Source organism: Mesorhizobium sp. WSM4312 (assembly GCF_002294875.1).
GTDB lineage: Bacteria > Pseudomonadota > Alphaproteobacteria > Rhizobiales > Rhizobiaceae > Mesorhizobium.
Window position 1 is genome coordinate 62,393 of record NZ_NSFU01000001.1, and the last position, 22,321, is coordinate 84,713.

Below are 22,321 nucleotides of genomic sequence, written 5' to 3' on the forward strand. Positions count from 1 at the left end.
TTCAGCTGCGTTCGGATGCTGGCGCTGCGCTTAGCAGATGCCTGACGCGTGCCAATATATCCGACAACTCGGCCGCTTCCTCGTCGCCCAGGTCCACGGTCAGGCGGGTGAGATCGCGATCCGCGGCTGCCTGGAGTGTGGCAAGCGCGGCCTGGCCGCGAACGGTGAGCGAGAGGACGCGACCGCGCAGAGCCCCAGGGCCGGTGCGCATTTCGGTCAAGCCCGCGGCAAAGAGTTTTCTAAGGATTCTCGTGACATAGGCCGGATCCAGTTGGAGTTCCCTGGCAATGCCGGACGCTGCTGGCCCGAAATCGGTTTGAAACGTTCGTGCCAGAAAGCCTGCCTTGCCGCCAGGGGCGGCAGCAATACGGCCAGGTCGACGGCCCAGTTCGAACAGCACCCGCGCCTCGGTCAGCGTAAAGGCGCTGTGCGTCAAGGTTTCGTCGAGCAGCCCGACCAGGCCGGTATAGAACCGGTTGAAGCATCTGAGATCGCGGACCAAGGCACTCCGATCGGCTGGCATGTCATGCGCCTTCCCTGAGATTCCACATCGGTGGATCATTGCGTAAAAGTTGATCAAGTCAACTTTTTATTGGATCAAGTCATCCATCTTACGAGCAAGCCTCGGCTTCTGTTCGATAGTCCCCCTCAAGCCAGTTGCCTTCGCTCGATCCTGCGCCAGACTCTATGCAAGGGAGCGCACGATGAACGATCGGCAAAGGGCCGTGCAGGCCCGCGTACACGGCAGGGTGCAAGGCGTCGGCTACAGGATCTGGGCGAAGGGCGAAGCGGCAGGGCTTGGGCTGGTGGGCTGGGTGCGCAACGAAAGAGACGGCACGGTAACGGCATGGCTCGCCGGCGCCGAAACGGCTGTTTCGTCCATGATCGAACGGCTTCGGCAGGGCCCGGCGGGCGCTTCAGTCTCCCGAGTCGATGTCGAGGAGATCGAGACCTGGACCGCGCCTGGAGATTTCAGAATCGTCGCATAGGCGCATGCGCATCATTTGACTAGACTGGCACTCTTGAATTAATTGAACGTTCGTTTTATTTTTGTCAGCCTAACGAGGCGATCATGGCGCGCACCACGGGATCCGACGGCGAGCGAACCGAGGCGGCAGTCCGCGAAGCGGCGGTCAACCTGATCGCACGCTATGGCTACGAGGCGATGTCGATGCGCCGGCTGGCGGCCGAGGTCGGCGTGCAGGCGGCCGCGCTCTATCGCTATTTCCCGACCAAGGAAGACCTGCTGTTCACTCTGATGCGCGAGCACATGGAGGGGCTTCGCCAGGCCTGGGAACACACGAGGCCAACCGATGCAGATCCGGCGGAGCAGCTTGCGGCCTATGTGCGCAACCACATCGCTTTCCACATCGAGCGCCGGCATGCCACGCATGTGTCGAACATGGAACTGCGCAGCCTGTCGCCCGACAGGCTGACCCAGATCCTGCGCATGCGCACAGCCTACGAAAAGGAACTGCGCAGCATCTTGCGCGAAGGCGCCGAGGCCGGCGACTTCAGCATCGAGGACACCGGTCTGACGGCCATGGCGCTGATCCAGATGATGACCGGCGTCATCGTCTGGTTTCGCCCGGGCGAGCGGCTGTCGGTCTCTGAAGTGACGGCGACATATCTTTCGATGACAATGCGCCTGGTTGGCGCGAGGATGGATACCTGCAGCGCCGCACGTCCCTCGGACGTGCAAAGGACGCTGTAGCACTTGAATTTTGCGCATGATCCTTTCCGAAAATCGAAGTCGATTTTCGGGGTCATGCGGCGGGAGGAACGCCATGTACACCAACACGCTCAGCTTCGGGTATGACGAGGACATCGAGGCGCTGCGCGATATGGTGCGGCGCTTCGCCCAGGACAGGATCGCCCCGATCGCCGGCGATATCGACCGCCAGAACGAATTTCCGGCGCATCTGTGGCGCGAGCTCGGCGAACTCGGCCTGCTCGGCATCACCGCCGATCCCGAGTTCGGCGGCAGCGGCATGGGTTATCTCGCCCATGTGATTGCGGTGGAGGAAATCTCCCGCGCGTCGGCTTCGGTCGGTCTTTCCTACGGCGCCCACTCCAACCTCTGCGTCAACCAGATCAACCGCTGGGCGACGCCGGCGCAGAAGGAAAAGTTCCTGCCGCCGCTGTGTTCGGGCGAGCGTGTCGGCGCGCTGGCGATGTCTGAATCCGGCGCCGGCTCGGACGTCGTCTCGCTCAAGCTGCGCGCCGAAAAGCGCAATGACCGCTATGTGCTCAACGGCACCAAGATGTGGATCACCAACGGCCCGGACGCCGATACGCTTGTCGTCTATGCCAAGACCGACCCGGAGCGGAAATCGCGCGGCATCACCGCCTTCATCGTCGAGAAGGCCATGACGGGATTCTCCGTGGCGCAGAAACTCGACAAACTCGGCATGCGCGGCTCCAGCACCGGCGAACTGGTGTTTGAAAATGTCGAGGTACCGTTCGACAATTTGCTGCATGAGGAAGGACGCGGCGTCGAGGTGCTGATGTCGGGCCTAGACTATGAGCGCACGGTGCTCGCCGGCGGCCCGATCGGCCTGATGGCAGCCTGCCTCGACGTGGTGATTCCCTATGTGCACGAACGTAAGCAGTTCGGCCAGCCGATCGGCGAGTTTCAACTGGTGCAAGGCAAGCTTGCCGACATGTACACGGTGATGAACGCCGCGCGCGCCTACGTCTACGCCGTCGCGGCCGCCTGCGACCGCGGCCAGACCACCCGCAAGGACGCCGCCGGCTGTGTTTTGTTCGCCGCCGAAAAGGCGACGCAGATGGCGTTGGACGCCATCCAACTGCTGGGCGGCAACGGCTACATCAACGATTATCCGACCGGCCGGCTGCTGCGCGACGCCAAGCTTTACGAGATCGGCGCCGGCACCAGCGAAATCCGGCGCTGGCTCATCGGCCGCGAGATCATGGCGGAGGGGGTGTGAGCATGGCCGTCCTGCAGACTCAGATCTCCCCCTCCTCCGACATCTTCCGCGCCAATGCCGATCGCATGCGCGCGCTGGTCGCCGACATCGCCGAAAAGGCCGCGACCGTCGAGCGCGGCGGCTCGGAGGAGGCGCGCGAGCGCCATATTTCGCGTGGCAAGCTGCTGCCGCGCGAACGCCTGGCACAATTGCTCGACACTGGTTCGCCCTTCCTCGAGATCGGCCAGTTCGCGGCGTGGTCGATGTATGGCGAGGAGATTTCCTCGGCCGGCATGATCGCCGGCGTCGGCCGGGTCGAGGGCACCGAGGTGATGGTCGTCGTCAACGATGCCACGGTGAAGGGCGGCACCTACTATCCATTGACGGTGAAAAAGCATCTGCGCGCGCAGGAAATCGCGCTGCAGAACAATCTGCCCTGCATCTATCTGGTCGACAGCGGCGGCGCCAATCTGCCCAACCAGGACGAGGTGTTTCCCGACCGCGAGCATTTCGGCCGCATCTTCTACAACCAGGCCAACATGTCCGCTGCCGGCATCCCGCAGATCGCCTGTGTCATGGGGTCCTGCACGGCCGGAGGCGCCTATGTGCCGGCGATGTCGGACGAGACGATCATGGTGCGCAACCAGGCAACCATTTTTCTCGGCGGCCCACCGCTGGTGAAGGCGGCCACCGGCGAGGACGTCAGCGCCGAGGATCTGGGGGGCGCGGATGTGCATACGCGGCTCTCTGGCGTTGCCGACCACTATGCGATGGACGACGAACATGCGCTCGCCATCTGCCGGCGCATAGTCAAAAACCTGAATCGGAACAAGACCGTAAGCCTAAACTTACAGAGATCGATTCCGCCGCTTCATCCGGCGGATGAACTCTACGGCGTCGTGCCGACCGATTTGCGCCAGCCCTATGACGTGCGCGAGGTGATCGCGCGCCTCGTCGACGGGTCCGAGTTCGACGAGTTCAAGCAGAATTACGGCACGACGCTGATCACCGGTTTTGCCCATCTCCACGGCATGCCGGTCGGCATCATCGCCAACAATGGCGTGCTGTTTTCCGAAAGCGCGCTGAAGGGCGCGCATTTCATCGAGCTGTGCTGCCAGCGCGGGATCCCGCTGGTCTTTCTGCAGAACATCACCGGCTTCATGGTCGGCCGGAAATACGAGGCCGGCGGCATTGCCAAGGATGGCGCCAAGCTGGTGATGGCGGTTGCCACCGCCAGGGTGCCGAAGGTGACCGTGATCATCGGCGGCTCGTTCGGCGCCGGCAATTACGGCATGTGCGGCCGCGCTTACTCGCCGCGCTTCCTGTGGATGTGGCCGAATGCGCGCATCTCGGTGATGGGCGGCGAACAGGCGGCAACCGTGCTCGCCATGGTCAAGCGCGAAGGCATCGAGCGCAAGGGCGGCGAGTGGAGCGCCGAGGAGGAAGCGAAATTCAAGAAGCCGATCCTGATGAAATACGAGCATGAGGGCCATCCGCTCTACTCGTCGGCCCGCCTCTGGGACGACGGCATCATCGATCCGGCGAAGACGCGCGACGTGCTGGCGCTCAGCCTTTCCGCGTCGCTCAACGCCGAGATCGAGGACACGCGTTTCGGCGTGTTCAGGATGTGAGATGAGCAAGGCGTTGAACAGGATCCGCATTCACACCGGGGACATCACGAAGCTGGATGTCGACGCCATCGTCAATGCCGCCAACACCTCGCTTCTCGGCGGCGGTGGAGTCGATGGCGCCATCCACCGCGCGGCGGGTCGTGAGCTCGAGGTCGAATGCCGGATGTTGAACGGATGCAGGGTCGGCGACGCCAAGATCACCAAGGGTTACAAGCTGCCGGCTCGACATATCATCCACACTGTCGGGCCGATCTGGCAGGGCGGCGGCAAGGGCGAAGCCGAACTGCTGGCCTCTTGCTATCGCAGGTCGCTGGAACTCGCGACTGCCAATGATTGCCGTTCGGTGGCGTTTCCCGCGATCTCGACCGGTGTTTACCGCTACCCCAGGGCTGAGGCGACCGAAATCGCCGTCGGCACTGTCAGCATGATCATTGAAGAGAAACCCATGCCCGAAACCGTCATCTTCTGCTGCTTCGACGAGCATACGGCGGAACTATACCGGCGAACCGTTGCTGCGCTCCGGAAGGGTTGAACTGTATGGACCAATCGATTCATCAGCATAGGCAGCGTCGAATCTCCGCTGGCGAACTGGCGTCGAGACAAAATATTCGCTACTGCTTGTCCCGTGCAATGCAATGGGGACAGGGTGGGAATGGAACTGAAATATTGCCGGGGGATGGCTGCCTCGATACTTGCATCCATACTAATATTCACCACAGCTGGCGCCGGCCAGGCCGGATCACTCGCAGGAAGCAAGGGAGACGTGCATTTTCCGCCGACCGTGGGCTCGGGCGAATGCAACGTTGCCTACAAGGGCTACGTTGCGGCGAGCGGTCATTCGGCCTACGCCACGACCTTTTATTCGCGAGTCGTCGACCTCTACATCATCTGCGGGACGAAGCTCAACGCATCTTCCCAGAAGGCCGCGGAGGAGATGGCGCTGCGCAACTGCCAGGCTGGATTGACGCGTTGGAAGCTAAAGACCGCAAGTGGCGGCTGCGCGATCTCGGCATCGAAATAGGCACATGCGCTTCGCTCGTAGAGCGCTCCCTTGGTAAGGGGGCGCTCTATATCAAGTGCCGAACTGCAAGGCAGCATCCGGCAAACGGAAAGCCTATCCATATAGGTTTGCGACCCAGAGGGGGCGCGAAGGAACGCCTGCGTCGCTTTCAGCAAGGCCTGGCTACGGAGGCTCCATGTTCAGCAAGATCCTGATCGCCAATCGGGGCGAAATCGCCTGCCGTGTCATCCGCACGGCCCGCAAGATGGGAGTGCACACCGTCGCCGTCTATTCTGACGCCGACGCGAAATCCCTGCATGTCGAGATGGCCGACGAGGCCGTTCACATCGGCCCCTCGCCGGTCGGTGAGAGTTACTTGCGCGGGGACCGGATTGTCGCGGCTGCGCTTTCGACGGGGGCGCAGGCCATCCACCCCGGTTACGGCTTCCTGTCGGAAAACCCTGATTTCGTCGACCAGGTGGTGGCGGCGGGGCTCACCTTCATCGGCCCATCGGCGGCCTCGATCCGCGCCATGGGGCTGAAGGACGCCGCCAAGCGGCTGATGGAGAAAGCCGGCGTTCCCGTCGTTCCAGGCTATCATGGCGAAGCGCAGGAGATCGTGCTGCTCGCCTCCAAGGCACGCGAGATCGGCTATCCCGTGCTGATCAAGGCGCGCGCCGGCGGCGGCGGCAAGGGCATGCGGCGCGTCGAACATCCCGATGATTTCTCCGAGGCGCTGTCCAGCGCCCGGCGCGAGGCAAAGGCTGCTTTCGGCGACGACCGCGTGCTTGTCGAAAAATATGTCGACAAGCCACGGCACATAGAAGTGCAGGTGTTCGGCGACAATTTCGGCAACGCGGTGCATCTCTACGAACGCGACTGCTCGGCGCAGCGCCGCCATCAGAAGGTGATCGAGGAAGCCCCTGCCCCCGGCATGACGCCGGCGCTGCGCAAGGCGATGACGGAAGCCGCCGTGAAGGCCGCCAAGGCGATCAATTATTCCGGCGCCGGCACCATCGAGTTCATCGTCGATGCCTCGCAAGGCCTCAAGCCCGACCGCTTCTGGTTCATGGAGATGAACACCCGCCTGCAGGTCGAGCACCCCGTCACCGAAATGGTCACCGGCACCGATCTGGTCGAGTGGCAGTTGCGGGTTGCCAGCGGCGAAAAGCTGCCGAAGACGCAGAGCGAGATCGCACTGACCGGCCATGCCCTGGAGGCGCGCATCTATGCCGAGGATGCGGCAAAGGGCTTCCTGCCCGCAACGGGCACGCTGCATCATCTGAAGTTCCCTGAGGCGGCCTGCGAGGGCGCCACGATGCGCGTCGAAACCGGCGTGCGGGCCGGCGATGCCATCTCCCCCTATTACGATCCGATGATCGCCAAGCTGGTGGTTCATGCAAAGGACAGGCAAGCAGCGTTGGAAGCGCTCGGCGCGGCGCTGTCGCGGACCGAAATCGCCGGTTCCACCGTCAACACCGGCTTCCTTGCCGCCCTTGCCGCCGATCCCGACTTTTGTGCTGGTGACGTCGACACCGGCCTGATCGGCAGACATCAGGCCGCACTGACCGGCGTCGCGCCGCCGACCGGCGAAATCGTCTCGGCAGCAGCCCTTGCCGCCTCCGGCGCAGCAGCCTTGCCGCCATCGAACGACCCATGGTCGTCGCTTTCCGGCTACGCGCATTTCCACGGCGTGGCGCGGCGCACGCGGCTGAAGTTCGGCGAGGCCGATATACTGGCAAAGGTTTCAGTGCGGCCGGACGGGCGCTTCCAGGTGGCGCTCGATGCGCCCTATGACAGCACCAATTCGCATGATTTTCGCGCCGCTCCGCGCCTTGCCCGCTGGCCTGGCCACATCACGGTGTTCGAAGGCGCCGTCGGCTATACATTCGCGGTGACGGACCCGTTGGCACGGAGCGATGACGCGGCCGCCGCTTCCGGCAGCCTGCGCGCGCCGATGCCCGGGCTGGTCAAGCTGGTGCGCGTGGCTAAGGGCGACGCGGTGATCAAGGGGCAACCGTTGCTGATCCTCGAGGCGATGAAGATGGAGCACACCATTGCCGCCCCGCATGACGCGGTGGTTGCCGAGATCGCCGCGGAAGGGGCGCAGGTCACCGACGGGACTGTGCTGGTGCGGTTCGTAGAGGAACAGAGCGCCCAGACCGCTGCCGCGGGCCGATGAGCGGAACGCTTCGCGAAACGGCAAACAAAATGGCCGGGGTGAAAATCCCGGCCATTTCCTTGAATTACATCACTACCCGAGATTACTGCGCGATCGGCGCGTACTTGCCGTCATGCCACTGGTTGATGTCGTAGCTGGCGTTCTTGAGGTCGCCCTTCTCGTCGAAGGTGACGTCGCCGACAACGGTGCTGATCGGCGTGCCGTTCTTCAACGCCTCGGCAACCTTGGCCGGATCGTCGCTGCCGGCACGCTTGATGCCTTCGGCGAAAGCCTGGACCACGGCGTAGGAGAACAGCGTGAAGCCTTCCGGCACGAAGCCGCCGGCCTTGATCTTCTCGACAGCGGCCTTGGCTTCCGGCTTTGCCTGCGGGTCCGACGGGAAGACGAACATGGTGCCTTCCCCAGCCGGGCCGGCAACCTGCCAGAATTCCGGCGAGGCGATGGAGTCCGGCATGATCAGCTGGAACTTCAGGTTTTGTTCGGCCGACTGACGCAGGATCAGGCCGGCTTCCGGATGGTAGCCGCCGAAATAGACGACGTCGGCCTTGAGATCCTTCAGCTTGGTGACGAGCGCCGAATAGTCCTTCTCGCCGGGATTGATGGCGTCATAATAGACTTCCTTGAGGCCGCCAGTGTTCATGGTCGCCCTGACGGCATCGGCCACGCCCTGACCGTAAGCGCTCTTGTCGTGCAGGATGACGACATTCTTGCCGGCATATTTCTTGGCGATCCACGGGCCGATGAAGGCGCCCTGTGCATCGTCACGCGTATAGAGGCGCATGATGGTCGGCCAGCCGGCCTTGGCGGCCGCGTCGGTCAGCACCGGGTTCGAGGAAGCCGGGCTCATCATCAGCGCACCGGCCTCGGCATAGACGGCCGAAGCGGGAATGCTCGAGCCCGAGCAGGCATGGCCGTCGATGAACTTGACGCCGTTGGCGACGATGCGGTTGGCGACCGACACGGCCTGCTTGGGATCGCACTGGTCGTCCTCGATGTCGAGCTTGATCATCGAGCCGTTGACGCCGCCGGCGGCGTTGATGGCGTCGGCGGCGGCCTGTGCGCCCTGCTTGAACTGGTCGCCGATGGTGGCGAGCTGTCCGGTCATCGGGCCGACCACCGAAACGGTGATGTCGTCGGCGAATGCCACCGGCGCACTCATCATCAGGCCGAAAATGGCCGCGCTCAAAATACTCATTTTTTTCATGGCAATAGAACTCCTCCACTCACGCGCGGCCGCCCCGGCCGCGCTTCTTCCAGAGAGGCGGGACAATTTCATCCTTCATTGGGCCTGTCTAGGCGCATTGGCGCCACTCGATTGGGCCTGCGGACCCTCATCGACGCAAAAAGCCACGCCAGCCTTGTTCCGGCTGGTCGTGGCTGTTTGCCTATCGGGCTGTTTCCCCAGCGCCCCCGCGCCGCGAACCCCAACGTGGCCTTCCCTGTCGTCCCTGCCATGATCCGAAGAAACGGATTCTTTTCGGGATCATGGTCCGTCGCACGGCTTGGGCCTGTCCGGCTGCCGCATTCTTGTCGTTCATGGCCTGTGGTCTGGCTGTCTGCGCAGCCTTGTCCCTGTTTTGGCCCGACCGTCTTGGAGCGGTCTTGGCCGGAGCGTCCCCGCCTGCCGGAAATCTAGTGCATGGTCATCCATTCGCGGGCTTCGCGCAGCGCCTTGGCGATCTCGACCTTCGACATGGCGGCCGACAGTTCCGAGCGCAGTTCCGCGGCACGGGCCGAGCCCTTGATGGCGGCGATGTTGAACCATTTGTGGGCGGCAACGACGTCGGTTTCGCAATCGCGACCGGTCGCATACATCATGCCCAGTTCGAAAAGAATGTCGGCCTGGGCAGTTGCCCCCATGGCGCCGAAACCTGCTTCAAGCATTTCAAAACGTGCCATTTTAGTCCCCTGTCTGGCTCCCGAGAGCTGCCTCCGTTCGTCTTGTCCGGGCCGCTCTTTCGATGCTTTCGAGAATGCCGATCAGGCTTGAATCCGCCGTTAAATGGCGTGCTTAATTTGAGGAAAACAAAGCTAAAACAATAGGTAAACGTGGAAATTCGTTAAGGATACGAAGCCAGCAATTCAGCCGATTTTCGTCAAATTCGACGAAAATTTTCCGAGCCTCGATCAACACTCCGCTAACCACGGGAAACAAACAGGACGCGCCGGTCGTTTTCATTTCCTCGCCGACGGCGTCAATTCAGGGGGCTTTGAAATGCCAAGATCTTCCGCAGCGGCACCGCTTTTGTTTTGCCATGAGCTGGATTAGCTTACGTTTGCGTAAGCGGCAGACCGGCGAGGCGGAGAATTCGGCCGGCTATCCAAGGGAGCAAGATATGTTTCGAAAAGTGAGCCTGGCTCTTGCAGCCACATTGATCATGGCGGGTGCGGCGTCGGCCGATCCGATCGAGGGCAATTGGAAGACGCAAGCCGGGGATACCGCTGCCATTTCAGGCAGCGACTCGTTTTCCATCACGCTCAAATCGGGCAAATATGCCGGCAAGACGATCGGCTCGCTCAAGGCGGCGGGCGACAACAAATATGCCGGCAGCATCACCGATCCTGCAAACGACAAGACCTATTCGGGCAAGGCGACATTGTCGGGCACCGCGCTCAAGATGAGCGGTTGCGTGCTTGGCGGACTGATCTGCAAGAGCCAGACCTGGCACAGGCTCTGATCAGCCTATCCTTGTGACATCCTGACGGGGCCCGACGGGCCCCGTTTTCGTTTCACCGGCACGTCAAGCCTTGGGGCTCTTGCCCCCCGCTGCAGGTAGCCGCGCACGCCGGCGACGACCAGCCCAGATCCCGTCAATCAATTTGAACCGCAGATGAACACCGGCATCAGAGCCGGTTCAGAGGCGTTGGGGCATTCTCCAGCGCGTTGAAGGAGACACGACCCAATGCTTGCTCGCCGCTTCACCATCGTCTGCCTGCTGATGAGCCTGTTTGGAATGTTCTTCGCCATCCTCGTCGCCGAAGCGGGCCGTTCTCCCCGCTCCTGGGACGAAGCCACCAGACTATGCCGCCTCGCCTGCCCGACCAACCTTCGCCACTGAAACAAAGAAACCCGGACCTCGAAAAGAAAAGCTCAGACATCATGACCCGCATCGCCGCCAACACTCTCAAGACCCTTCGGCTCCTGCCGCGGGCGGCGCTTATCCTGGTGCTCTTGGCCGCGCCCGTCCTGGCGGTACCGATGATGCGTACCGATACCGGCTCGACGATCGAGGCACCGGCCCTGAGGAAGTCCGGCGTGGGTTTCGTTCTGCTGGTCAGCCTGCAGCGGGGATAAAGAAAAATCGCGCTCTGAGCGCCTTCGGCAGCGACACCCCTCCCAACCGCTCGTCCAAGTCTCTATATTGAGCCATGGAAAAGCGAATCTACCCCCAAGCCATCGAATCTGTCGTCATGCCAGAGCCTTTTGGCCGGCAAAGCTTCGACAGCGCCGAAAAAGCCGTTGCAGCACTGCAGCTGCTTTACGACCGCAACACCAAGTTCCTGCGCGACGCCTTCGCGGCCCTGGCGGCCGCCGGCGGCGACAGCAGCAAGCGCTACCGCGCCTTCTATCCCGAGATCGGCGTCACCACGAGTTCGTTCACCCAGGTCGACTCGCGCCAAGCCTACGGCCATATGCCGACACCCGGCCATTTCGCCACCACGATCACGCAGCCGCACCTGTTCGAGAGCTATCTGGTCGAACAGTTGCGCCTGATCATGCGCAACCACGGTGTCTCGGTCACTGTTTCGGAATCGACCACGCCCATTCCGCTGCATTTCGCCTTCCTGGAGGGAACTTACGTCGACGGAGCCGCCGCCGAACGCATCGAGCGGCCGATCCGCGACCTGTTCGACGTGCCGGATCTCGACGGCACCGACGACCAGATCGCCAACGGCACGTTCGAAGTGGCCTTCGGCGAACCAAGGCCGCTGGCGCCGTTCACGGCGCAGCGCATCGACTATTCGCTGCACCGCATGACCCATTATACGGCCACCAGCCCGCAGCATTTCCAAAACTTCGTGCTGTTCACCAACTACCAGTTCTACATCGACGAATTCGTCGCCCGCGCCCGCGACCTGATGGAGAAGGGCGGCGGCGGTTACGCGGAATTCGTCGAGCCGGGCAATGTCGTGACCAAAGCCGGACAGAACGCGCCCAGCGAAGGCGTTGGACCGCAGCGCCTGCCGCAAATGCCGGCCTATCACCTGAAAAAGCCGAACCATGGCGGCATCACAATGGTCAACATCGGCGTCGGCCCTTCCAACGCCAAGACGATCACCGATCATATCGCCGTGCTGAGGCCGCACGCCTGGGTGATGCTTGGCCATTGCGCCGGGCTGCGCAACACCCAGGCGCTCGGCGATTATGTGCTGGCGCATGCCTATGTGCGCGAAGATCACGTGCTGGACGACGACCTTCCGGTCTGGGTGCCGATCCCGCCGCTGGCGGAAATCCAGGTTGCCCTGCAGGAAGCGGTCGCCGAAGTCACCGGCCTGTCCGGCTACGATCTGAAGCGCATCATGCGCACCGGCACGGTCGCCACCATCGACAACCGCAACTGGGAACTGCGCGACCAGCGCGGACCGGTGCAGCGCCTGTCGCAGTCGCGCGCCATCGCGCTCGACATGGAATCGGCGACGATCGCCGCCAATGGCTTCCGCTTCCGCGTCCCCTATGGCACGCTGCTGTGCGTTTCCGACAAACCACTGCATGGCGAGTTGAAGCTGCCTGGCATGGCGACCGAGTTCTACAAGCGCCAGGTGGCGCAGCACCTTACCATCGGCATCAGGGCGATGGAGAAGCTGGCCGAGATGCCAATGGAGCGGCTGCATTCGCGCAAGCTCCGGAGCTTTTCGGAGACAGCGTTCCAATAGGCCGCCGCAGCGCCTGGGCGATGCATTTCGTCGTCTTGCCCGGGCGACAATTGGGTCGATAAGCAGATGGAACGGATCGTCAGGCGGCATTCGGCAGACACGACCTCGATGATGACAGGCGCGCGCTTGAAAATGATGGCTGGGTTGGCATTCCTGGCGATGACCGCGCTATCGGCCGCGCTGTTGGCCGGATTCTTCGGCTCGCTGCATCCGGCCTTCGATTCCTTCTCGCATTTCCGAATTCACTTCAGCGTGCTCATGGCGCTTCTGGCACTGCCGCTGCTTGCCAGCTCGTTTCGGCTGCAAGCGGCAGCGGGGCTGCTGTTTGCCATCGCCTGCCTGGCCACGACGGCAAGCGCCCTGCCGAGGCTCTGGCCGCAGCCGGCGGTTGCCAAGCCCGCCGATCAGGCTGTCTACAGTCTGCTGCAGATGAATTTGCGCTTCAACAACCCGACGCCGAAGAAAGTGCTCTCCCTGATCGGCCGCGCCAACCCGGACGTGATCACCCTCGATGAGGTGTCGCAGATGTGGACGACCGAGCTTGGCTACATCGCCAGCGCCTATCCCTACCGTATCCTGTGCCCCTACCCGAACGGCATGTTCGGGGTGGCGTTGCTGTCGCGCCGGCCGTTCGTGGCCGGCACCGCACCGCGCTGCGAGCCGCGCGGCGCGATGGCAACCGCCACCATCGACTTCGGCGGGATCGACGTCGATGTCGCCGCGATCCATTTGAGCTGGCCGTGGCCGAAGGAGCAATACTGGCAGATCGGCGAACTGGCGCAGACATTGGCCGGGTTGGGCGAGACCGCGATCATGGCCGGCGATTGCAACGCCGTGCCGTGGAGTGCGGCGGTGCGGCGGGTCGCGGCTTTCGGCGGGCTGACTCTTATGCCTTCGGCCGGGCCGACCTGGATCCACCGGACACTGCCCGACGTCCTGCGCCGCTATGCGGGCCTGCCGATCGACCAGGTGTTCAGCAAGGGCGGCTTGACGATCCTGTCTTCGAAGCGGCTGGAGGACACCGGCTCCGATCATCTGCCGGTGCTTGTCGAGTTCACGCTAAGGCCAGACGACAAGCAGCCTGAGAATGACCACGCCACCGCGCTCGCGGCGAGCGACTTGTCGGTGAAGCCGCAAAGCTGACACGCCAATCGAGCGGGGCTGGCGGCAAGGTCCCGCGATGGCGAGGGCTCTGGTCCCTTGTTCCAACGCAATTCCGAAGGGAAACCGCTGCGGCGCTTTCCCGGGAAAACCGCTTTACACTTTTCCTGGAATTGCCCTGGTTCAAGGTTTTCCGGTCAAGGCAGCGATCAGATGCTCGACATGGCCGCCATTGCGGTGTTCACGCCGATCGAAGGCGTTTTGTTTGGCCTCATATTCGGCATAGATCGCCTGGATGCGCAGCCGCGCCTCGCGGCGCGTCTTGTGGCAGGACGGGTCGTTGGCGACCCGCAGGCCGGTTATCGACCTTTCCGTAGCGCGCATCATCTCCCTGGCGATGCGCCCATGTGTTTCCTCATGGGCGCGAACACCTGCGAAAAACCTGTTCCAGCGCCTCCTCAGGGCCGGCGTCGCGGGCGAGGCAAGGCGCGGGAAGGTGTAGGAAAGATTCAGCGTGCCATTGCCCCCTCGCATCCGACAGAAGCCGTTGCCCTGGCCGGCGTCGAGATCCCAGTCGACGGTATAGGAGGTTGTGGCGATGGCGTGCGTCATGAAGCCGTGCCGGGGGCCTTGTCTGTCCATCGCGTCGATGAGGGCGGCGCCCGAGCCTCCCGTGACGTCGTAGGTCCGCGTCTGGATGACTGCCCTGGTGCCGGCCGAGGCCTGAGGCGCACACAGCGTCCCAATGGCGACGAGGCATGTCAGAACTATGCGGCGCATCGGCCTTCTCCCTATCCCCGGAGAAGGGAACCATAGACCGGCGGCCGTTTCAACGGTTCTGCTGACCTGCATGCCCTCGCAGCCGGCCCCCACCCACATTTTCTGCCGCCGAGGCCGAAACCGCCGGCCGCGCGACGTCACATGCCCTGGTAGACCGGACCCTCGCCGCCTTGCGGCGGCACCCAGTTGATGTTCTGGTTCGGATCCTTGATATCGCAAGTCTTGCAGTGGACGCAGTTCTGCGCGTTGATGACGAAGCGGACGTCTTTCGCCGCCGGATCGGCGGCGGCGTTGCCGTCCTTGTCGACCCATTCATAGACGCCGGCCGGGCAATAGCGTGTCGAAGGCCCGGCGAAGACATCGTGCTCGGACCGCTTCTGCAGTTCCATATCGCCGACCAGCAGATGGACCGGCTCGTTCTCTTCGTGGTTGGTGTTGGACAGGAACACCGAGGACAAGCGGTCGAAGGTCAGCACGCCGTCGGGCTTCGGATAGGCGATCTTCTTGTGCTGGGCGGCGGGCTCGAGCGTGGCATAGTCGGCCTTGCCGTGCTTCAGCGTGCCGAAGGGCGAGATGCCGAACAGCGTGTTCAGCCACATGTCGAGGCCGCCAAGACCGACGCCGACGATGGTGCCGAAGCGCGACCACAGCGGCTTGACGTTGCGAACCTTCTTCAAATCCTTGCCGATATCGGTCGCGCGCCAGGCTTGCTCGTAGGAAGTGAGCTCGTCATTGGCACGGCCGGCGCCGATCGCCTCGGCGACATGATCGGCCGCCAGCATGCCCGACAGGACTGCATTGTGGGAGCCCTTGATGCGCGGCACGTTGACGAAACCGGCAGCGCAACCCATCAGCGCGCCGCCCGGGAAGGACAGTTTCGGCACCGACTGCCAGCCGCCCTCGGTGATGGCGCGCGCGCCATAGCCGATCCGCTTGGCGCCCTCGAACGTGCCCGCGATCGCCGGATGGGTCTTGAAACGCTGGAATTCCTCGAACGGCGACAGATACGGGTTCTTGTAGTTGAGGTGGAGGACGAAGCCGACCGCCACCTGGTTGTCCTCGAGATGGTAGAGGAAGGAGCCACCGCCGGTCTTCATGTCGAGCGGCCAGCCGAAGGAATGCTGGACCAGGCCCGGCCGATGGTTCTCCGGCTTGACCTGCCAGAGTTCCTTGAGACCGATGCCGTATTTGCCTGGCTCGCGGCCGTCGGAAAGCTTGTACTTGGCGATCAACTGCTTGGCGAGCGAGCCGCGCGCGCCTTCGCCGATCAGCACATACTTGCCCATCAGCGCCATGCCCGGCGCGAAGCCCGGGCCATGCGTGCCGTCCTTCTCGACGCCCATGTCGCCGGTGACGACGCCGGTGACGGCGCCCTCCTCATTGTAGAGCAGGCCGGCAGCGGCAAAGCCCGGATAGATCTCGACGCCGAGCGCCTCGGCCTTGCCAGCCAGCCAGCGGCAGACATTGCCGAGCGAGACGATGTAGTTGCCGTGATTGTTCATCAGCGGCGGCATCAATATGTTGGGCAGGCGGAACGAGCCGGCAGGGCCGAGCACCAGGAAATGATCCGCAGTGACCGGCGTCTTGAACGGGTGACCTTCTTCCTCGCGCCAACCGGGCAGCAGCCGGTCGATGCCGATCGGATCGACGACGGCGCCGGAGAGGATATGGGCGCCGACCTCGCCGCCCTTTTCCAGCACGACGACGGAAAGCTCGGGATTGACCTGCTTGAGGCGGATGGCCGCGGCAAGGCCGGCCGGACCGGCACCGACGATGACCACGTCGAATTCCATGCTTTCGCGTTCGATATCGCTCATCAACCCCTCCGCACTGGCTTGCCGCTGTCGCGTATCTTGCTGGCTCTTGCGCTGCATAGCGCATCAATTGGCGACAGGAAACCGGCGCAGACGTGACAATGCGGATTTGGCCAAAAAGTCGCGCATCTTGCGGCAGGGCAGCCATTTGCGCCCGGCAAGACCGGCCACGCCTGCGTTTTTTGATTGTTCGGCGGCTTGCTTATCGGCCATACTTCCGGCCATGCGCATTCCTGGGCCAGCGGGCTTTTCTTCGACGCGCTTTCTTTTCCCGCCCGGCCGGGTCCGCCGGGCGATTCTTCTGGCCCTTCTGGTGGCGGCACCGGGTCACGCCGCCGCGAACGAGGTGAAGGTCTGGGCGACAGGCGCCTATTCCTTCTCCGACGAGCTCGGCGGCTTCCGCATCACCGGAGCTTCCGGCATCGGAACCAAGGACGATCCGCTGGTCATCACCGAAGAGCTGAATTCGGCAACACCGGTGACGCTGACCATCCGCACGACAAAGCCGATCCAGACATTCGGCAAGGCGGGCGAATTCGCCAATGGCATCATGTATATGCGCATCAACGTGCTCAACAACAGCGGCCAGGCCTGGATCGAATTCCAGTTCGAGCTCCAGGAGGTATTGGATCAGCCGAGCGTGTTTGGAGACGGGCTTTCCTTCGACCAACGCAACAAGACGCCGGACAATATCTGGTCGAGCAATTTCGCCGATTTCGACCGGGAGTTCGAGCCTTACGACCGGCTGCTGTTCAAGGACGGCAAGGTCGACCCGCTGAAGACCGTCAGCTTCGAGTTCCTGATGACCGATTACACGCCGCGATGGACCTTCTATCTGGTGCAGGATCCGCGCATCCCGACCGGATAGGGCAAGCGGCCGGTCTTGCAAAATGCAGTCATGCGGACGAATGTGCGCGCCATGACTGCCGCGTCCCCCAACAGCCCGACCGATATTGCCGACATCCTGGCCTTCTATGCCAGCGCCGGCGTCGACGAGGCGCTGGAAGACGCCCCGGTAAATCGCTTCGCCGAGGCGGCGCCGAGACCTGTCGAGCGCGCGCCGGCGCTGGTGGCGCCACCTCCCGAAGAGAAGGCGCCGGAGCGGCCAGCGGCACCGCCCGGACTGGATGCAAGCAAGGTGCCTGATGCGCCCCCGGCGCGTTCATCGGTCGCCGCGGTGCCAGACGAAGCCCAGGCGGCGCTTGCGCGCCAGTTGGCGACAACGGCAACGACCCTGGAGGAGTTGCGCCAGCACATGGCTGCCTTCGACGGCTGCAATCTCAAGGCCACCGCCAAGAACCTGGTCTTCGCCGACGGAAACCCGGACGCCGAGGTGATGCTGGTGGGCGAAGCGCCGGGCCGCGACGAGGACATCGAGGGGCTGCCCTTCGTCGGCCGCTCGGGCCGGCTGCTCGACCGCATGCTGGCCGCAATCGGGCTCGACCGCACTTCGGTCTACATTGCCAATGTCATCCCGTGGCGGCCGCCGGGCAACCGCACGCCGACGCCGCACGAGACCGAGATCTGCCGGCCGTTCATCGAGCGGCAGATCGAACTGGTCAATCCCAAGGTGCTGGTCAACCTCGGCGGCCCGTCGGCCAAGACCTTGCTCAACACCTCGGAAGGCATTTTGCGGCTGCGCGGCAACTGGCGCGTCCACACCACGGCCTCCGGCATCGCCATCCCGGCCATGCCGACGCTGCATCCGGCCTATCTCCTGCGCACGCCGGCGCACAAGAAGCTGGCATGGCGGGATTTTCTCGAGGTGAAGGCGAAGCTGCGGGCACTCTCGTAGATCGCCATAACCCCGCAGGTAATTGAAATGCCGCCCCTGTCAGCCTAACCATCCTGCCATGACATCAGCCCAAACCTCCGCCGGCAGTCTGATCCGCGAATGGCGCACGCGCCGCCGCATGAGCCAGCTCGATCTCGCCATGGAGGCCGAAATCTCCCAGCGGCATCTGAGTTTTGTCGAGAGCGGCCGCGCCGCGCCCTCGCGCGACATGGTGCTGCATCTTGCAGAGCAGCTTTCGATCCCCCTAAGGCAGCGCAACCAGCTGCTGCTCGCTGCTGGCTTTGCACCGAGCTTCAGCGAACGGCCGCTCGGCGACACGACGCTGGCGCCAGCGATGGCGGCGGTCGAGATCGTGCTCAAGGGGCATGAGCCCTTCCCTGCGCTGGCCGTGGACCGGCACTGGAACCTGGTTTCGGCGAATGCCGCGATTGCTCCCTTCCTCGTCGATGTCACCGAGGCTTCGCTGCTGGCGCCACCGGTCAACGTCCTTCGCCTTTCCCTGCATCCCGGCGGCATCGCACCGCGCATCGTCAATCTCGCGGAATGGCGCACGCACCTGCTTGAGCGTCTCAAGCACCAGAACGATGCCAGCGGCGATCCGGTGCTGGTCGAACTGGAGCGCGAGCTACGCGCCTATCCGTCCGGGCTGAAGGGCAGCAGGCCAACGCCCGTCGAGCCGAATGCCATCGTGCATCCGCTGCGCCTCGCGCATGGCGATCAGGTGCTGTCGTTCATCAGCACAATCACCGTTTTCGGCACGCCGCTCGACGTGACCTTATCGGAACTGGCGATCGAGTCCTTCTTCCCCGCCGACGAGCAGACTCGTGCGGTACTGGTGCGGCTGGCGAGGGAGCGGTCGGAACGGTCCTGATCACCCCTGCGGCGGTGCGGCCGTTCTGGTGCGCGTGCGCTCCAGACCGAGCTGCCGCTCGCGCCAGATGATGAAGATGCCGGCGGCGACCACGATCACGCCGCCGACCAGCGTGTTGAGCGAGGTCACGTCGCCGAAAATGAAATAGCCGACGACGACGCCGAGGATCATCGAGGTGTATTCGAAGGGCGCAACCACCGAGGCCTCGGCATGGCGATAGGCGGAGGTCATCAGGATCTGGCCGAGGCCGCCGCAGAAGCCGGCCATGACGAGCAGCGCGGCTTGCGTCGGCGTCAGAGCTTGCCAGCCGAAAGGCAGTGTCAGCAGCGAGAGCACGCTGGCGGTCGACGAGAACCACAGGACGATGGTCGCCGTCTTCTCCGTCTGCACGAGATTGCGCACGAGCAGCATGGCGACCGCCGAGATCGCCGCGGCCACCAGCGCGGCCATGACGCCCAGGACCTCCTGGTCGTCGAGCCCTTCATCCGAGTTGAGCAGCGTCAGCTCCGGCCAGGAAATGATGAGCACGCCGACAAGACCAACGGCGACCGCGCTCCAGCGATAGACGCGGATCGACTCGCCAAGGAAGACCGAGGAGAACACCACGACCAGCAGCGGCTGCGCATAGTTCAGGGTGATCGCCTCCGGCAACGGCAGCCTGGTGAGCGCGAAGAAGCCCAGCCCCATGGCGCCAACGCCGACGACGCCGCGCGCGACGTGGTTGAAGGGGCGTTTGGTGACGAATGCCGTCGGCAGCTGTCCCTTCACCGCCAGGAAGGCGATGATCGGGAAGATGGCGAAGAAGGAGCGGAAGAAGACGATCTGCCCTGCCGGCACGTCGCCGGCCGCCTTGATGCAGGTTTGCATGCCGACAAAGACCGCGACGGACACGATCTTCAGCGCGATGCCCCTCAGCGTGCCGTGGCCTGCCGTCGTTCCTGGTTCCGCCCCTGATGTCACGTCGGCGATGCGCCCCTGATCGCGGCCCAGATCCGCGCCGGCGTCGCCGGCATCTCGATATGCCTGATGCCATAGGCGCGCCACAGCGCATCGGTGACGGCATTGAGCGCCGCCGGTGTCGAGCCGATCGTGCCGGCCTCGCCCGCGCCCTTGATGCCCAGCGCATTGGTGGTCGAAGGCACGTTGCGGGTCTCGAAATGAAAGAACGGAAAATTGTCGGCGCGCGGCATTGCGTAGTCCATGAAGCTCGCCGTCAAGAGCTGCCCATCCTCGCCATGGATGGTGTTCTCAGTCAGCGCCTGGCCGATGCCTTGCACGACGCCGCCATGGACCTGGCCGGCGAGCAGGATCGGATTAACGGTGACGCCGAAATCGTCGACGATGGTGTAGCGGACGATCTCGGTCGCGCCGGTGTCGGGATCGATCTCGACCTCGCAGATGTGGGTGCCGTTCGGATAGGTGCACTCGTCCTGCACGAACTCGCCGAACCCCTTAAGGTCATCCGGCGTCTTCGCGGCCTTGGCGATGCTCGAGAAATCGATGCTCCGGTCTGTGCCGACGATGCGCGCAACGCCATCGGACAATTCGATATCGCCGGCCGAGGCCTCAAGCTCGTCGGCGGCGATGCGCTTGATCTTGTTGGCCAGATCCTCGCCCGCGCGGGAAGCTGACACACCTCCCAGCGGAATGGACCGCGAGCCGCCGGTGCCGCCGCCCGCCTTCAATTCGTCGGTGTCGCCCTGGCGGACATGGATCTTGTCGATGTCGAGATTGAGTTTTTCCGACAGGAACTGCGCATAGGCGGTAGCATGCCCCTGGCCGTTGGTCTGGGTGCCGATCTTCAGCGTCACCGTGCCGTCGCCATTGAGCTCGACAAAGGCCGGTTCGGAGCCCGGAAAGGCGCAGGCCTCGATATAGGTCGCCATGCCGATGCCGCGGATCTTGCCACCGGCTTTGGACTGTTCCAGCCGCTGCGGAAACGCCTTCCACTGCGACCGTTCGATGGCGCGGTCCATATGCCCTTCGAATTCGCCATTGTCGTAGAGCCGGCCTGTCTGCGTGCGATAAGGAAACTGCTCGGGCCGGATGAAATTGCGGCGGCGGATCTCTTCGACGGGCCGGCCAAGATCATGCGCGCAGGCATCGACCAGCTTTTCCAACAGGAACGCAGCCTCGGGTCGCCCGGCGCCGCGATAGGCGTCGACCGGGCAGGTGTTGGTGTAGAGGCCGGTCACCGAGACATCGAGCGCCCTGATATCATAGACGCCGGTCGACATGGTGACGCCGATATACGGGATGAAGGGGCCATATTGCGAGACATAGGCGCCGATATTGGCAAGCAGGTCGACCCGCATGCCGAGGAAGCGGCCATCCTTGTCGAGCGCCATCTCGGCCGTCACCGCATTGTCGCGGCCTTGGGCGTCGGTGAGGAAATGTTCCGTGCGGTCGCCGGCCCATTTCACCGGACGGCCGAGCCGCTTCGCCGCCTCGAGCACCAGCGGATATTCGCGGTAGACGAAGCTCTTCGGCCCGAAACCGCCGCCAACATCGGGCGTGATGACGCGCAGCTGGTCCTTTTTGATCTTGAACACGCTGGCCAGGATGTACTGCATGGAATGCACGCCCTGCGACCCTGTGGTCAGCACGAAGCGGTTTTCCCCGACATTCCATTCGCCGATCGCCGAGCGCGGCTCCATGTAGTTGCAGACCAGCCGATTGTTGACGAATTCGATGCGCGTGACGTGAGCGGCCCCCGCGAAAGCCGCGTCCGTCTTCTTCTTGTCGCCGATATGATAGGTGAAGGCACGGTTGGAGCCGAGTTCCGGCCAGACCAGCGGCGTGCCCTCGGCAAGCGCCGTCGCGGTGCCGGAGGCAGCGTCCTCGCCGTCATAATCGACCTCGATCAGTTCGGCGGCATCCTGCGCCAAGGCGTGGCTGTCGGCGACGACAAAGGCAACCGCATCGCCGACATAATTGACTCGATCCCGGCACAGGATCGGAATGTCGCGCGTCGGCGCTTTGGTGCCGTCCGGTTGTGCCTGCATGACGCCGGACTTTAGATCGCGCAGATGGGTGAGATCCTTGCCGGTCAGCACCAGATGGACGCCAGGTGCCGCCTTCGCCGCCGCGGTCGAACCAATGGTGAAGCTCGCCTTGGCGATCGGCGAGCGCAGGACATAGCCGTGCAGGACGCCGTCTGGCTGGATATCGTCGGTGTAGCGGCCCTGGCCCTGGATGAAGGCGGTATCCTCGCCCCGCAGCACGGAAGCGCCCATGCCGAATTTCGGTGTGACGACGGTCATGGCTGCCTCGCGGGATATGGAGAACGAATGCCTGAAATAGGCATCGGCCGAGTTTTGTCGAGGGACCATTTCGTGTAAA

The 22,321-nt window shown here is 63.5% G+C and carries 23 protein-coding genes; 15 read left to right on the forward strand and 8 right to left on the reverse strand.

What is annotated here, in order from left to right; translation table 11 throughout:
- Nucleotide 1: 1 nt before the first annotated feature.
- Entirely contained in the window at nt 2–523 is a 522-nt protein-coding gene (locus CK228_RS00330; RefSeq protein ID WP_095786499.1) for a MarR family winged helix-turn-helix transcriptional regulator, read from the reverse strand.
- 181 nt (nt 524–704) lie between these two features.
- On the opposite strand from CK228_RS00330, the gene CK228_RS00335 reads away from it, so the two are divergent.
- The 7 genes from CK228_RS00335 to CK228_RS00365 all read left to right on the forward strand — a co-directional run bounded on the left by CK228_RS00335 (nt 705) and on the right by CK228_RS00365 (nt 7,743).
- Nucleotides 705–989 carry an acylphosphatase gene (locus CK228_RS00335; RefSeq protein ID WP_095786500.1) on the forward strand — a complete coding sequence of 95 codons (285 nt, stop codon included), beginning with the start codon at nt 705–707 and terminating at the stop codon, nt 987–989.
- An 83-nt stretch (nt 990–1,072) separates the two neighbouring features.
- Complete coding sequence (locus tag CK228_RS00340; RefSeq protein WP_095770739.1) at nt 1,073–1,714, forward strand: TetR/AcrR family transcriptional regulator; 642 nt, start codon at nt 1,073–1,075, stop codon at nt 1,712–1,714.
- Nucleotides 1,715–1,787: 73 nt separating this feature from the next.
- Nucleotides 1,788–2,951: an isovaleryl-CoA dehydrogenase gene (locus tag CK228_RS00345; protein ID WP_095770740.1), complete on the forward strand. Its 1,164-nt coding sequence runs from the start codon at nt 1,788–1,790 to the stop codon at nt 2,949–2,951.
- A 2-nt stretch (nt 2,952–2,953) separates the two neighbouring features.
- Nucleotides 2,954–4,561: a carboxyl transferase domain-containing protein gene (locus CK228_RS00350; RefSeq protein ID WP_095786501.1), complete on the forward strand. Its 1,608-nt coding sequence runs from the start codon at nt 2,954–2,956 to the stop codon at nt 4,559–4,561.
- A gap of 1 nt (nt 4,562) precedes the next feature.
- Complete coding sequence (locus tag CK228_RS00355; protein WP_095786502.1) at nt 4,563–5,093, forward strand: O-acetyl-ADP-ribose deacetylase; 531 nt, start codon at nt 4,563–4,565, stop codon at nt 5,091–5,093.
- Between the two features lie 120 nt (nt 5,094–5,213).
- Nucleotides 5,214–5,582 carry a hypothetical protein gene (locus tag CK228_RS00360; protein WP_095786503.1) on the forward strand — a complete coding sequence of 123 codons (369 nt, stop codon included), beginning with the start codon at nt 5,214–5,216 and terminating at the stop codon, nt 5,580–5,582.
- A gap of 175 nt (nt 5,583–5,757) precedes the next feature.
- Nucleotides 5,758–7,743 carry an acetyl/propionyl/methylcrotonyl-CoA carboxylase subunit alpha gene (locus CK228_RS00365; protein ID WP_095786504.1) on the forward strand — a complete coding sequence of 662 codons (1,986 nt, stop codon included), beginning with the start codon at nt 5,758–5,760 and terminating at the stop codon, nt 7,741–7,743.
- 82 nt (nt 7,744–7,825) lie between these two features.
- Here CK228_RS00365 and CK228_RS00370 read toward each other — a convergent pair whose 3' ends face one another.
- Nucleotides 7,826–8,947: a branched-chain amino acid ABC transporter substrate-binding protein gene (locus CK228_RS00370; RefSeq protein ID WP_027046653.1), complete on the reverse strand. Its 1,122-nt coding sequence runs from the start codon at nt 8,945–8,947 to the stop codon at nt 7,826–7,828.
- Between the two features lie 428 nt (nt 8,948–9,375).
- Nucleotides 9,376–9,642 (reverse strand): sel1 repeat family protein, encoded by a 267-nt coding sequence (locus CK228_RS00375; protein WP_010915070.1) that lies wholly within the window; start codon nt 9,640–9,642, stop codon nt 9,376–9,378.
- A gap of 437 nt (nt 9,643–10,079) precedes the next feature.
- Here CK228_RS00375 and CK228_RS00380 point away from each other — a divergent pair, with 437 nt between their 5' ends.
- From CK228_RS00380 to CK228_RS00395, 5 genes are all read left to right on the forward strand, one after another.
- On the forward strand, nt 10,080–10,421 hold the full coding sequence (locus CK228_RS00380) for a DUF2147 domain-containing protein (RefSeq protein ID WP_095770746.1): 342 nt from the start codon (nt 10,080–10,082) through the stop codon (nt 10,419–10,421).
- A 225-nt stretch (nt 10,422–10,646) separates the two neighbouring features.
- Complete coding sequence (locus CK228_RS35130) at nt 10,647–10,802, forward strand: hypothetical protein (RefSeq protein WP_167514750.1); 156 nt, start codon at nt 10,647–10,649, stop codon at nt 10,800–10,802.
- A gap of 41 nt (nt 10,803–10,843) precedes the next feature.
- The gene (locus CK228_RS00385) at nt 10,844–11,038 is read left to right on the forward strand and encodes a hypothetical protein (RefSeq protein WP_095786505.1); all 195 of its coding nucleotides are present in this window, start codon (nt 10,844–10,846) and stop codon (nt 11,036–11,038) included.
- 116 nt (nt 11,039–11,154) lie between these two features.
- Nucleotides 11,155–12,618, forward strand: coding sequence for an AMP nucleosidase (locus tag CK228_RS00390; protein ID WP_245318004.1), 1,464 nt, complete (start codon nt 11,155–11,157; stop codon nt 12,616–12,618).
- 66 nt (nt 12,619–12,684) lie between these two features.
- On the forward strand, nt 12,685–13,761 hold the full coding sequence (locus CK228_RS00395) for an endonuclease/exonuclease/phosphatase family protein (RefSeq protein WP_245437937.1): 1,077 nt from the start codon (nt 12,685–12,687) through the stop codon (nt 13,759–13,761).
- A 141-nt stretch (nt 13,762–13,902) separates the two neighbouring features.
- Here CK228_RS00395 and CK228_RS00400 read toward each other — a convergent pair whose 3' ends face one another.
- The 3 genes from CK228_RS00400 to CK228_RS35135 form a co-directional block, all read right to left on the reverse strand.
- A complete protein-coding gene (locus tag CK228_RS00400; RefSeq protein ID WP_095786506.1) occupies nt 13,903–14,499 on the reverse strand; it encodes a DUF922 domain-containing protein in 597 nt (198 codons plus the stop codon).
- A 137-nt stretch (nt 14,500–14,636) separates the two neighbouring features.
- Nucleotides 14,637–16,316 carry an electron transfer flavoprotein-ubiquinone oxidoreductase gene (locus CK228_RS00405; RefSeq protein ID WP_095786507.1) on the reverse strand — a complete coding sequence of 560 codons (1,680 nt, stop codon included), beginning with the start codon at nt 16,314–16,316 and terminating at the stop codon, nt 14,637–14,639.
- A 63-nt stretch (nt 16,317–16,379) separates the two neighbouring features.
- Entirely contained in the window at nt 16,380–16,538 is a 159-nt protein-coding gene (locus CK228_RS35135; protein WP_179295755.1) for a hypothetical protein, read from the reverse strand.
- Between CK228_RS35135 and CK228_RS00410 the strand changes: the two genes are divergently transcribed.
- From CK228_RS00410 to CK228_RS00420, 3 genes are read left to right on the forward strand one after another with little or no spacing between them, the layout of a single operon-like run.
- A complete protein-coding gene (locus tag CK228_RS00410) occupies nt 16,537–17,181 on the forward strand; it encodes a hypothetical protein (protein WP_095770750.1) in 645 nt (214 codons plus the stop codon). The genes CK228_RS35135 and CK228_RS00410 overlap by 2 nt on opposite strands.
- Nucleotides 17,182–17,232: 51 nt before the next feature.
- Complete coding sequence (locus CK228_RS00415; protein WP_179295756.1) at nt 17,233–18,108, forward strand: uracil-DNA glycosylase; 876 nt, start codon at nt 17,233–17,235, stop codon at nt 18,106–18,108.
- Between the two features lie 58 nt (nt 18,109–18,166).
- Nucleotides 18,167–18,979: a helix-turn-helix transcriptional regulator gene (locus CK228_RS00420; protein ID WP_095786508.1), complete on the forward strand. Its 813-nt coding sequence runs from the start codon at nt 18,167–18,169 to the stop codon at nt 18,977–18,979.
- Here CK228_RS00420 and CK228_RS00425 read toward each other — a convergent pair whose 3' ends face one another.
- Both CK228_RS00425 and CK228_RS00430 read right to left on the reverse strand, forming a co-directional pair.
- Complete coding sequence (locus CK228_RS00425; RefSeq protein WP_095786873.1) at nt 18,980–19,939, reverse strand: DMT family transporter; 960 nt, start codon at nt 19,937–19,939, stop codon at nt 18,980–18,982.
- Entirely contained in the window at nt 19,936–22,242 is a 2,307-nt protein-coding gene (locus tag CK228_RS00430; protein WP_095786874.1) for a xanthine dehydrogenase family protein molybdopterin-binding subunit, read from the reverse strand. The genes CK228_RS00425 and CK228_RS00430 overlap by 4 nt, the downstream gene beginning before the upstream one ends.
- Nucleotides 22,243–22,321: the final 79 nt, after the last annotated feature.